At 44.3% G+C, this 12719-nt stretch carries 12 protein-coding genes; all 12 read left to right on the top strand.

The features are described 5' to 3' along the window. The first annotated feature begins 71 nt into the window (after nucleotides 1-71). The 12 genes from AB5542_RS08715 to AB5542_RS08660 all read left to right on the top strand — a co-directional run bounded on the left by AB5542_RS08715 (nucleotide 72) and on the right by AB5542_RS08660 (nucleotide 11957). Nucleotides 72-788, top strand: coding sequence for a hypothetical protein (locus tag AB5542_RS08715; RefSeq protein ID WP_087421551.1), 717 nt, complete (start codon nucleotides 72-74; stop codon nucleotides 786-788). A 7-nt stretch (nucleotides 789-795) separates the two neighbouring features. Next, on the top strand, nucleotides 796-1599 hold the full coding sequence (locus AB5542_RS08710; RefSeq protein ID WP_087421552.1) for a hypothetical protein: 804 nt from the start codon (nucleotides 796-798) through the stop codon (nucleotides 1597-1599). Between the two features lie 37 nt (nucleotides 1600-1636). Next, entirely contained in the window at nucleotides 1637-1804 is a 168-nt protein-coding gene (locus AB5542_RS08705; protein WP_162613816.1) for a hypothetical protein, read from the top strand. Between the two features lie 195 nt (nucleotides 1805-1999). Continuing rightward, a complete protein-coding gene (locus AB5542_RS08700; RefSeq protein WP_288215171.1) occupies nucleotides 2000-5281 on the top strand; it encodes a metallopeptidase TldD-related protein in 3282 nt (1093 codons plus the stop codon). Nucleotides 5282-5377: 96 nt separating this feature from the next. Next, a complete protein-coding gene (locus AB5542_RS08695) occupies nucleotides 5378-6472 on the top strand; it encodes a redoxin family protein (protein ID WP_087421553.1) in 1095 nt (364 codons plus the stop codon). Nucleotides 6473-6667: 195 nt separating this feature from the next. After that, on the top strand, nucleotides 6668-7240 hold the full coding sequence (locus AB5542_RS08690; protein ID WP_147344457.1) for a hypothetical protein: 573 nt from the start codon (nucleotides 6668-6670) through the stop codon (nucleotides 7238-7240). A 16-nt stretch (nucleotides 7241-7256) separates the two neighbouring features. Then, nucleotides 7257-8015 carry a hypothetical protein gene (locus tag AB5542_RS08685; RefSeq protein WP_087421555.1) on the top strand — a complete coding sequence of 253 codons (759 nt, stop codon included), beginning with the start codon at nucleotides 7257-7259 and terminating at the stop codon, nucleotides 8013-8015. Then, entirely contained in the window at nucleotides 8012-8743 is a 732-nt protein-coding gene (locus AB5542_RS08680; protein WP_117774551.1) for a hypothetical protein, read from the top strand. The genes AB5542_RS08685 and AB5542_RS08680 overlap by 4 nt, the downstream gene beginning before the upstream one ends. A 78-nt stretch (nucleotides 8744-8821) precedes the next feature. After that, nucleotides 8822-9334, top strand: a complete 513-nt coding sequence (locus tag AB5542_RS08675; RefSeq protein ID WP_087421557.1) for a hypothetical protein — start codon at nucleotides 8822-8824, stop codon at nucleotides 9332-9334. Next, entirely contained in the window at nucleotides 9331-9975 is a 645-nt protein-coding gene (locus AB5542_RS08670; RefSeq protein ID WP_087421558.1) for a hypothetical protein, read from the top strand. Before AB5542_RS08675 ends, AB5542_RS08670 begins: the two co-directional genes overlap by 4 nt. Nucleotides 9976-10075: 100 nt before the next feature. Next, nucleotides 10076-10624 (top strand): hypothetical protein, encoded by a 549-nt coding sequence (locus AB5542_RS08665; RefSeq protein WP_117774553.1) that lies wholly within the window; start codon nucleotides 10076-10078, stop codon nucleotides 10622-10624. Between the two features lie 226 nt (nucleotides 10625-10850). Continuing rightward, on the top strand, nucleotides 10851-11957 hold the full coding sequence (locus tag AB5542_RS08660) for a TlpA disulfide reductase family protein (RefSeq protein ID WP_118261455.1): 1107 nt from the start codon (nucleotides 10851-10853) through the stop codon (nucleotides 11955-11957). Nucleotides 11958-12719: the final 762 nt, after the last annotated feature.

Here is a 12719-nt window from a genome sequence, read left to right as displayed (position 1 = left end):
GAAGCCTTACGTCTACGGTATGCTGGAGTTTTTCACGATGAAATATCTTGGTAAAAGTAAATGAATTGAGTATGACAAGAATAAACTTTTTACTGGTTCTAGTGGCGATTGTCCTTTTTGGAAGTTGTGCTGAGTCTCCATTAGATATGGATCAGGAAAATTTGATTCTTCCCGACCTTCAAATTATGAATAATAAAAAGGAACTTCCTGCAGAATTTCAGGATGTTCCACTAATTATTAAAGATGCTCTTTTGGGGCTCTATGAAACAAAAATAGGAGCAAATCTTGTCAATCGAGCTGCCGAAGCCTTGAAAAATAGTGGTATAAAAGCACGTTTTGTTTATCAATTGGGACTGAAGAATACGTTTAAATATATAGGGAATGGGTGTGTGGAGTATAATTTTGCAGAGATGTCTACAGGTGACATATTGCAGTTAGTATTTCATGAATTAATACATATGGCTCAGGAGCCGAAAGGGAGATTGTCATATCTATTGGAAACTGAAATCGAAGCTTATTTGGGACAATATTTCTATTGCATGATGTCAGGGAAAGAGTTTAAGGCGTTGAGGGGGAATAATCTGAATTTTGAAGAAAAAATAAAGAGTCTAGCACAATTTTTTGATATATATACGGGAAAAACCACGAATGAATCCATGTTTCAACATGCATTTTTGATCGCTTTTACAGAGATCGGGTTACATCCTTTGTATGGTAGTGATAAGGGGTGGAAAATAGGACCGTCTCCATATTCTGTTCGAATACTTTCAAGTTTAATGATAAATTAATGGAATTATGAAACAACTAGTTTTATTATTAGCGTCAATCTTGCTTTATAGCATTGTATGTTCACAGGAGATAAGGGGTAAACGAATCTCTTGTGTCGATGGAATTCCTTTAGAATGTTTGAAGACGGGTGATGTGTTACAAGGGGAAGAAGTGGCTTACGAGGTAAAGAAAGATGTTTCAAGTCTTTTTTTAAAGAACCGGAATAATAGGTACGACACTCTCGGTATTGAAGATGGATACCAGAAGGGGCATGTATATGTGGCCAATACTGGATTTGATAGTTTAAGATATAATATTTGGGAAATCGTGTATAATCATTTAACTCGGGAGGAAATAGATGAGGTAATATGTCAGGGGGCCGGTTTCCGTGTTTTTTGCGTGTTGGATTCTTGTTTATGCGTACGAGAAGTAGTTTTTGGCTTGTCTAAAAATCCTTGTGATTTTGACGAAATAGACAAAGGATATATAGCTTATATGCGCTCGAGATTTATAGATAGCGGGATTTCCAAGGATGCCATTGAAACGTGGGAGAAAGCACACGTAGAGCGAACATTCAATAAGCATCGTGATGCTTGTTTTTGGAGGACATACCCGGTAGATCGTTTTCGTGCTATCGAAAAAAGAATTATAGCAAAGGCTCGATTGAATGAAGAGGACGATTATTATTCGGAAGTGAAGAAAAACGGATGTTGGAAAAATTATTTCGTGGTCAATGTCGAATCCAAAATTTTAGAGAGAATGAGGGAAAACGGAGGAAGTATTCCCGAGGAGAGTGTACTTTACGAGATATTTTATAGAGAAATTTTTTGAAAAACATAAATATATGTATTTATGATAAATATCAAGAATGCTTTGGACGATGTCCGTGGATCAGTTTTATAAAATCGAGCGGGCGTTAATCGAAGAGATAGACAGGAGCGAGGAGAAGTGGGCTAGAGAGGGAACGTACTTGAATGTACTTATTAAAGCGGGGTATATTGACGGGGAGTGTAGAGAAATAAATTATGGGCGCTGAAAACATGAAAAGAAGTAGCGCGACTATATCTACCTTGTGTGATTTTTTGAGAAGTATTAAGTAATAAATTTCATAATGAAACAGATTATTTTGTTATTGGCGTTGACGAAAAGTTGAAGGGAGATATGAAATGGGATGTAAAACTTTCTTTTTAATAAAATGAATTTTATAGGCGAACTTTAAAAATATGGAGATATGATAAAATCTAAATTCTTGTTGTTCTTGTTGCTCTTTTGCTCTCCGGTTGCCATGGCTCGGGAACAGGACAAATTGTTGCAATTGCTAAAATCGGAGTTGACGTACAGCATGAACGAGTTAAAAAAGCAGGCTCAAGCTCCTTATTACATGAATCTGCGGGCAATGGACGATTACACGGTGAACGTCACAAGTAGCTTTGGTGCGATAGCATCCTCCCGGGAAACCCGGATGAGAACACTGGTTCCACAAGTGCGGTTGGGCAGCCTGGAACTGGATAACTTCAAGTACAATTCGCAAGGGGCGGCACAAGATCCTCGCAGAGGTAATGTCTCGGGAGTGTTCCTGCCGCTGGATGACGAGACGACGGAAGGTATCCGCGAGGCAATCTGGCGAGAGACATTGAAACGTTACAAGTTTGCCCAACAACAATTGGAAGTCTCGAAAACGAAAGCCACGGTAAGCGTGGAGGACGAGGACAAGGCTCCCTGTTTTTCGGGTGTTACCGCAGAGAAGTATTACGAGGCCCCGCTGGACGGCATCGACAAGATAGTGGACGTCGCTGTGTGGGAAAAACGCTTGAACGAGGTTTCCGCCGTGTTCAAGGCTTGCCCGGAGCTGCAACAGGGAATGGCGAACTTGACCTTTCAGGTTTACCGGACCTACTTGGTGAGTAGCGAGGGTGCGGAGGTGGCACAGAATCGGGTATCGGCCCGGGTGATGTTGTCTGCTTCCATAAAAGCTGCCGACGGGATGGTGTTACCATTGAATATGGATTATTTTGCCTACAACCCGGACGAGTTACCGGGTATTGACCGGATGGTTGCTGATGCGAAAGAGATGACCCGTCGCCTGCTGGCGTTGCGAGATGCACCCGTGGCCGACCCGTTTACGGGTCCGGCGATCCTTTCGGGTCCGGCAAGCGGGGTGTTCTTCCACGAGATTTTCGGTCACCGGCTGGAAGGTCATCGTTTGAAAACGGGAGGCCAGACGTTCAAGAAAATGGTGGGAGAGCGAGTGTTGCCGGTGGATTTCCAAGTATACTGCGATCCCACGTTGACTCGTTATGCCGGAACGGACCTGAACGGTCACTACCTCTACGATGACGAAGGCGTGAGGGCTCGCCGGGTGAATAACGTGGAGAATGGCGTGTTGAAAGAGTTTCTGATGAGCCGGGTTCCGCTGGACGGGTTTCCGGTTAGTAATGGCCACGGACGGACTTCCGGCGGGGGGGATCCCGTTGCCCGGCAGTCTAACCTAGTGATCGAGACCGCACATCCTTACACAGAATCCGAGCTTCGCCAGATGTTGATCGAGGAGGCCAAGAAACAAGGGAAGGAATATGGTTACTACTTCAACGCCGTGACCAGCGGATTCACTTACACCGGGGAAGGTGGAAGTCTGAACTCGTTCAACGTGACTCCGCTAGAAGTTTACCGGGTGTACGTTGACGGTCGTCCGGACGAGCTGGTTCGCGGGGTGGACATGATTGGGACCCCGCTCTCGATGTTCTCGAACATTACCGCCGCCGGTGACCAACCGGCCGTGTTCACGGGGATGTGCGGTGCCGAGTCGGGTTGGGTTCCCGTGACGGCCTGCTCGCCTATGATTTATGTGAGCCAGGTGGAAACGCAACGTCGCACGCAGTCTCGCGACTTACCTCCCGTGTTGCCGGCCCCGGACGTGAATACTTCTACCGGTGGTGATGGTGACGAGGCGATCTTCGGGGCGATGGACGAGGAGTTACGGAGGAACATGGTCGGTCTTTCGTTGCCGGGTGAGGCAAAGCCTTATTACCTGTCTTACGTGTTGACTCGTTACCGCCAGTGGCAGATTGCCGGTTCGTTGGGAGGCATCTTTTATTCCACGGTAACTCCCTGGCAAAGCTCCGGTGGGGTGCAGGTGATGCTGGGGAATTACCAGCACAACAGTGATATTCAGTACATGGGGCAGGTGGCTCCCGTTCAGTTGCCTGCAGAGTTGGACGGCTACAACATCCGCCGGGGATTCTGGGAGACATCGGACTTGATGTATCGTTTCTCGTTACAAGTGATGGCACGGAAGATTGCTCACCTGAAGAGCAACCCGTTGCCGCCGGCCGAGGCTGCCGTGCCGGACATGCAACAACTTCCGGCCGTCACCAAAATGGTAGAGCGACCGAGACCCTTCGAGGTTGATCTTGCAGCGCTGGAAGGAATGGTAAAAGAACTTTCCGTCCTGTTCAAGGATTACAAGGAATTATTCAACTCCAACGTGATGTTGGTCGCCGTGGAACAGGACAATTACCGGTTGACAAGCGAGAATGTCCGATTGAAATTCCCGCTGGGGTTAGTAGGGCTCACGGTGAGCGCATCGGTGAGAACGACCGACGGCTCGACGGTATCTGATGTCCTTGCGATCAGTTCGCTGGATAATCCGGCAGACTTGCCGTCCATAGAGGAGTTGAAGAAGAAGGTGAAGGACTTTGCCGATAACTTGATGGAATTGAAGGAGACACCGATGATTGAGGAATATTACACGGGTCCAGTGCTCTTCGAGGGGGGGGCTGCCTCCCGGCTGTTCACCGATAACTTGCTATCACCGGGAAGATTACTGGCACTGCGGACGATGGCCCCGGCTCGGGGAATGCTGGACGAGCAACTGGGGCGTAGAATCATAGATAGCCGCTTGACGGTGAAGAATTACACGACGCTGGCGGAATATAACGGGACCCCTCTTTTCGGGTGTTACGAGATTGACGGGGATGGCGTGGTCCCGGCAGCCGAGTTGACCCTCGTGGAGAATGGGGTCTTTAAGCGAATGTTGAACGGTCGGGTTCCCACGCTGAAAGCCCCGGAATCCACGGGTAGTGCCCGTTTTATGATTTCACCGGATAACCCTATGGCGATCGTCTCCCCGGGAACCATTCACGTGCAGGCGAGCAAGGGCGTTGGCCCCGAGAAGTTGAAGAAGGCCCTGTTGAAGGCGGCTAAAGAGGCGGATCTGGAGTACGCCTACATCGTTCGACGCATCGGTGGAGAGGCATCTGCGGTTTACAAGGTGAACGTGAAGGACGGCAAGGAGATCCGGGTCCGGGTGAACAATCTGTCTGCTCCGGAATTGACGAAGTTAATGGATTTGAAGGGAATATCTTCCGATGAACGAGTGATGAACTACTTCCCGAACGGCGTTCCCGCCTCCCTGATCTACCCGTCGGCAATCATCGTGGGCGACGTGGAAATCAACAGGACTACACCGAAGATCGAGGAAGAGCCGGTGCTGAAACATCCGTTGCAACGATAGTGGAAGAAAGAAATAATTAATTATAGACACGTTGTCAACTCTCCCGTTGAAACTTACCGGTCGAAACGGGAGGGGTTTATTAAAAAAGAGAAGGTCATGAAAAAAATAGTATTATCAATGTTGCTGGTAGTTTGCTCGTTTGTAGTGAGCTTGGCCCAACAGGGATTCAAGATCACGGGAGAATTGGGAGGGACGATCGGGGGAGATTTAGTGTTGGTGAGTGCCAGCCCGGGAGGGGCGGTTAAATTGGATGAGGCTCTCATGGTGAACGGTAGTTTTGAATTTTCGGGACAAGTTGATTCCATGATTCTTGCTTACATAATGACAGCGGAGCAACAGCCGATAGCCACGTTGATGCTCGAGAATCTGGAATACACGATCGTGGCAGGGGAGAATGGCATAGAAGTACGAGGCGGAGGGGAATCCCAAAAGATATTGAACCAGTACAACGTTATCAATCAAACTATCACCCGGGAAAAGATGAGGATGGAACAGGAGGTTCGGGCCGCTTATGCCGAACAGAACCAGATGAAGTTGCAAGCGTTGCAACAACAATTTGAGAAGACAATGACGGAGGTCGGAAAGAAACAAGAGGAGTTGTTTAAAACTTATAAAGATTCGCCCGTCACGGCCTTCATGATCGCCTCTGTCATGCTGCAAATGGATTATTCTTCTTTGAAAGCTCTTCACGAGATGTTGGGAGAACCGGCCAAAACGTGCTTTTACGGGCAATTGATTGCCATACAATTAGCAGCTTTAAAACAAGTGGAACCGGGATCCGTTGCCCCGGATTTTAAGGGAGTAACGTTGAATGGCGACACGCTTTCCCTTCACGGGATCAAGGCAAGAGTGAAACTCTTGGATTTCTGGGCCTCATGGTGTGAGCCTTGCCGCCGGGAGACCCCAAACGTGCGCAAGATATACCAAAAGTATCATGACAAGGGATTGGAAATCATCGGTGTTTCGCTAGACGATAAAAAGCAGGAGTGGGCCAAGGCAATGAAAAACGACAAGGTCACTTGGCCTAACGTTTCAGACCTGAAAGGAAAGAACTCGGAGATCGCCGCCCGTTATTTCATCAGGGGAATCCCTCATACCATCTTGCTGGATGAGGATAACCGCATCGTGGCCAAAAATCTCCGGGGAAAAGCGTTGGAAAAGAAGATTGCGGAGTTATTAGGGGGAAAATAAGGAAAGCAAAACTGAATTTTTAATGACGGAAAAAATGAAACAAGGTATATTGTATTCATCCTCAATCTTTAATCATCTGGCTGTATAGAGTGGCAACAAGACAGGTAGATATAACTATGAATAAAAATGATGAAAGCGATTCTATTATTTGTTTTATTATGCCTAACGTTAGGAGGGCAGGCTCAAAATTTGAAGATGGAAAAAGTTTTTGGTTCGGAAAAGAAGGCTCGTTGGGATTCTTTGACTTATCGACTTCAATACGGGAATGGGATTTATTGTATCCAAGATACCTGTGATGCGGTTTTGGTTTCTGATTACCCGTTCGCTGATCATAATTTTGACTATAACAATGATATCGATTCTTGTCGGATCGCTTTTGATCACGCGCAAGAGGCTTGGACTATACAATGTATAAAGGCTTTGCCGGGAGATATTTTGCGTAAACTCGTGCAGCATGTGGAGCGATACCCGAATTTGAATTTTTGTATGGCTTCTATTCAATTTGATAGAGAAGGAAAAGTAATATATGTTTCTTTTCAGATGTATGGTGTATTATTTGAAAGCATGACGGAGGAACAAATCAAGCGATTTTATCGGACTATAAAAGAAATGAAAGTTCCTTTGACCGGATTTTTTGATTTCCTCGAAGGGAAATTTGTTGCTAGTGGTGATATTGATTTTTTAAACCCGATTCTAGAAGGTAAAGTGACTTTCCCGGGAGGGGAAAACACTGGAAAAGAAGATTGCGGAGTTACTGGAGGAAAATAAATAAAAAAGAGAGGATATGAAGACGTGCAAATTTATACTGTTATTTGTTTTACTCGTTTCCTGTTGGAATTGTGCGGAGCCGGAGTTGGGATTCGAGGAAAAGGTGCTTCCCGATGCCGAGTTGAACTTTCTCCCCGAAAATATAAGGGTCATGGATTTGCTTGCGCCAGGTTACCTTGATGCTTGGGGGGATGCCACTTTTACTATTTTGAATAATAGTATAGGCAATAAATTGTTGAGATATGTCAAAGCGTTGAGTCCCAATCGTGCTTTTATTCGTTTCGAGGCTATACCGGGAGAGGATGGACTGCCGGATATGAGCAAGGAAGAAATGGCTTATGCGGGGAGTGGATTAATACGTTACACGGGTAAAGTGCTGAATAATGATTGTAAAGACGAACTTTTATTCCATGAATTTTTTCACGTATTTCAAAATGGTATTGAACGTCCACCGAGAAAAAGCGTGAACAATGAACTGGAAGCTTGTCTGGCTCAATATTTATACTCTGACAGTAAAAGCAGTAGTTATTTTGCTGTTGTAATTGATCGTGATTTTCGACCAATACTTGTGGCACTTGCCTCTTGTATAGATAAACGTACCGGTTATTTGAAAGAGGGGATCTCGTATGACGAGTTTCACGAGAAATACGTGGCGGCGTTGGATTTTATTGCAAAAACCCCTCCTTATAATGGTTCTGATTGGATGCGAGATCAAGCGGGATATAACGAGCATCCTTTTCCAAAACTTGTTCAATTATTAAATCAACACTTATGAAACAGATTCTTTTATCATTAGCAGTATTGTTCGCAACGAGTGTCGCGAACGCTCAAGACGTGTTTAAACTCGGGACAACCGTGAAAGGGAAGCACGTGACGTATGAAGTGAAACATATTGTGACTCTCTATAAGCCTAAGGGGCCTTCTTACCCGCAATGGATTGTTCGTAATGTTCATAACGTGGATACCGTGCAGAAAGAGATACCGTATAGGGGTGTGGTGAAACGGGGCTTTTTCGAGGATTTAAGCATGCAGATCGGCATCATTCTCCACGATCATTTGTCGGAAGCCGAGGTCGCGGAGCTAAATGAAAAAGAGAGAAAAAATAAACCATTCGGGGAAAATGCTGGGGTCGTGTTGCGTGTGGATAGCACGAAGCGTAAAGTGTTGCAAGTGACTTGTTTTTTGTTTTATAATCATTACGTGGCGGCACGGGATCGGGCGGCGAGAGGATGGCAACGGGAGGGAGATCCTGTTGCTTACGATGGTTTTTGGCTGAATTTTGATCCCGACAGATTGTATGCGATAGAGAAAGATATCGTGAAACGATTAGTGTTGCCTGAAGACACACCGGAGATGTATTTGAATGACGATTTCGAGGTATATGTATGTCCCGATCAAATACTTGACCCGGAAAAGGCTAAAGCGAAAAAGGAGGCAGAGGAGGCAGAGCAAAAAGCGTCAAGGGAATATTGGCAAAAAAGAAATCAGATGTATAAGTTATAGGCTTTTTAAAATTCGAGGAAAGGCACTGGAAAAAAAGATAGTGGAGTTGCTGGGCGGGAATAAATAAAAAGAGAGGACATGAAGACGTGCAAATTTATATTGTTATTTGTTTTACTCGTTTCCTGTTGGAATTGTGCGGAGCCAGAGTTGGGAATCGAGGAAGAGATACTTTTTGATGCCGAATTGAACCTTCTTCCCGAAAATGTAACGGTTGCGGATTTGCTTCGAGATAATTCTCCCGAGGAATTTAAACAAGCCACGGGAAAAATATTGGGGAATACACTGGGAAGGAGATTGCTTCTAAGGGTTAAAAGTATACCGAATCGTCCTTTAATTTATTTCTGGCCCATCATGGATAAAGACGGAAATTTGGTCATGGGGGTTGATGGAGAACTGAGATATTATGGGATGGGAAGGATTGATTATAATGAAAAGATATTACGAGATGCGAATAGAGATGAACTCTTGTTTCATGAGTTTTTTCACTTTTTTCAAAATGGCAACTTACTTCCAAATAGGAACTTGAACAATGAAGTGGAAGCTTATGTTGCCCAGTATTGTTGTAAAAATTATAAAATAGAATACACATGAAAAAGATTATTTTGTTGATTATTTCTTTGTTTATCGTGAATATCTTGTTTTCCCAAATATTGTATGACGAAGGTATCGTGAAAGGTAAGAACGTGACGTATGAAGTCAAGCGTGGCAAAGGACATTTGAAATCGTTCACGTTTATACGAAACGTGAATAACCCGGACACCACTTTTCGAGAGGTGCCTAATCATAATATAATCCCTCCGCAAATGGTTGATATCAACATGCAAGTAGCTGAAATTATACACGATGGATTGTCACCGAAAGAATTAGCCCAAATATATCGTAGTGCTCTTATCGGTATGACATTTAGGGTCGATGCGAAAAAAAAGGAATTATTGCAGGTAACTAATTTTTTTTACTTGTGCGATGAACCGTTTTGGGCAAACTTCTCTCCGGACAGATTGCATGATTTGGAACAGCTTATCTTGAGAAAATTGAAATTACCGTCGAAATTGCAAGAAATCTACGTGGAAGCTGACTTTTTCGTTTTTGTATATGGAAGTGAGATTCAAAATATAGAGGAAACGAGAGAGACTCGAAGAAAAGCGATAGAAGCCTGGAAGCAAAAAGATTTTAAAGTTGAAGTTCGGCCATGGCCTAAATTTGTAATAAAGGAAAAACAAGATGAAGAATGATGTTTTCATCAAAAATGAATGTCGGAATGGAGCGTAATAGTTAAATAGATCGAACATGAGAAATTTTATGAAATAACCAGAAGCTATTAAAAAAAGACAAATGAAACAGGTTATTTTATTAGTATTATTACTATTCGGCGTGAATTTTTCACTGTTTTGTCAAGATGTATTCAAACTTGGAATAGTGAAAGGGAAAAATGTGACATACGAAGTAAAAGAGTATAAATGGAATTATGCTGAGTGGACGGTTCGTAATATTCATAATCCCGATACAATGACAAGGTGGGAACCGGTAAATAATCCCGGTGCGAACGTAAATTTAAGTAGTGCTTTGCAAATAGGACAAATTGTTCGGAAAAGACAGCGCTACCCGGATCATTACGATGGATTTTGGTTAAATATTGATCCTGACAGACTCCACGAAATAGAACAAGATATCGTGAAAAGGTTCAAAGTCCCTGAAATCAGCGAGGATAGGCTGAAGGATCTTTTGACAGAGGATTTGCCATTCTGTGTATTTTCTAATGAAATTCTTGAAGTGGAAAAGGTTATGAAAGTGAGAAAAAAGAGGCAGAAACAAGATCAGAAAGAATGGGACCAAATAAGGAAGGAGAGAGAACGAGAGGATAGGAAGCAAGAGAAGAGATGAAGAACAGCAGATGTAGATACATGTTTTAAGATGGACCTGAATGTAACCCCATTTTCTAACATTGTAACGCTGATGAAATATTAATTGTAAAATAGGATTACGCATGGCTTAATTTTATAGAAACGTTGACTGAATGCGAAGTTGAAGCGTGAAGATAAAATGTGATCAGTGATTTGAATAAACATGTAGAACGCTCCTTTTGATTGGGGCATAAAAATAATTATATATGAAGAAAGTGATACTGTTACTATTATCCGGAGTGTTGTTTGGAGGGACTTGTTTGGCCCAGGATGGATACACGATTTCCGGGAAAATTCGGGGCATATCGATTACTAAAGTCTTTGTCGTGACAGCCGATTTTGGTCGGGTCGATACGCTGGCATCAACCCTTGTTGAGGGGGATAAGTTTATACTCAGAGGAACGGTGTCCGGGGAAGCTCGTGCCGTGAATCTAGCTTTTGCCGGGGTGGAAGGACAGGTACCCTTGTTGTTGGAGAATATAAATTACCAGGTTTCAGTTACGGCACAAGGGGCTGCAATAGAGGGTGAAGGACCGGCCGTGAAACTTTGGAAGGAGTTTGAACGCATCGGTCATGATTATGCTGTCGAGAAAAACCGTGCCGAGGCAGAGTATAAGGCTTTGGAAGGCGAGGGTAATGCGGCGAAAGTTGAAAGTTTGCAATTTCGTCTTGACAATGCTTACAAGCAATCGGTGCTTAAAACACAGGAATTGATCAAGGCTAACGCTGACAATTATGTCTCGGCTTACATCATCGCCTTGAACATGGCTGCAGATGATGAAGCCACGCTTCGTGCTAAATATGAATTATTGGGGACGTCGGCTCGTGCCACAGCTCCCGGCAAAGCCATAGCGGCGATGTTAGATCGATATGGTAAATTGATCGAGGGAGAAGTTGTTCCCAATTTCACCTTGATGAAACCTGATGGCAACACGTTTACCTTACATGGTTTGCCCGCTAAATGGAAGGTTATACATTTTTGGGCTGCACAACAAGGTAGTTCTCGGCAGGATAACTCTGATTTGGTTAAGTTTTACCTGCAATATCGCCCGAAAGGTCTTGAAATTGTCAGTGTGGCTCTGGATGAAAGTGCTGCCATGTGGAAACAGGCTATTGGGCTTGATGGGATGATTTGGACCAACGGTTCAGACCTTAAGGGTATGGAGTCCGAGATTGTCCGCCTCTATCTGGTGCGGGATCTCCCGACTTATTTCCTGCTGGATGCCGAGAATCGTATCGTTGCTCGTAATCTTTCGTTTCCAGAGCTTCGTGCTAAAATGGCGGAGTTGACGAAGAAGAAAAAGAAGAAATAAAGTGCTTTTTATTTTCAGGTGCGTGCGAAAGGGGGAGTTGAAAAAATGTTGACTCCCTCTTAATTTTTAATACTCTCGATCACTTTACGTGAATACCCGTAGATTACAGGGTGAAGACAGCAATCAATCACGGTACATCTTCGGTTCTCCTTCGGTACAAGGTCGCTCGTGGGCGTTTGTTCGGCGGGTAAGAATCGTCAGGGCCACGTTGTTATTCCCGTTGTTTTCCCGTTGAAAACAGGGGGAAGACAGGGATTAAAGGCGTATCAAATTCGAATCAAGGACGAATCAAAGACGTTCACGGGTGTCCATGAAAGGTGCTTGCCGGGCGAGAGCGCGGTCCCTTTTCCCGGTGGTCTTTCCCGTTTTCCCGGTAAAAACTTTTCTCCCTAACGTTTTGCCAGTCAAGGTATTGGTCGGGGGCTTGAAAAAAAGATGAAAAATAATGGTGAAAAAATTTGGAAAAGGGGGAATCATTGCCTTATCTTTGCACCCGCTTTCGAGAGAGAGGGCACGAGGGAAAGAGGTTAAACGAGGGGACGGGAAAAAAAGTTTGAAAAAAAAAGCTTGAAAAGTTTGGAGAATGAAAAACAAGCCTTACCTTTGCAGCCGCTTTCAGAACGAAGGCTTGGGGGATCGGGAGAAGGGGAGATAAAAATTGAAAAGAAGAGTTCTTTAAGATATTGAAATGAACAAAACGTAGCGAGCGTGAATCGAAATCGACGGTAGTCGAGATTCATGAAACACATGACCCGGCCAGAA

Source organism: Butyricimonas sp. RTP31003st1_G1_RTP31003_210430, assembly GCF_040920905.1.
GTDB lineage: Bacteria > Bacteroidota > Bacteroidia > Bacteroidales > Marinifilaceae > Butyricimonas > Butyricimonas paravirosa.
The sequence above is the reverse complement of the archived record's forward strand: the minus strand, read 5'-3'. Positions and strand labels throughout refer to the sequence as shown.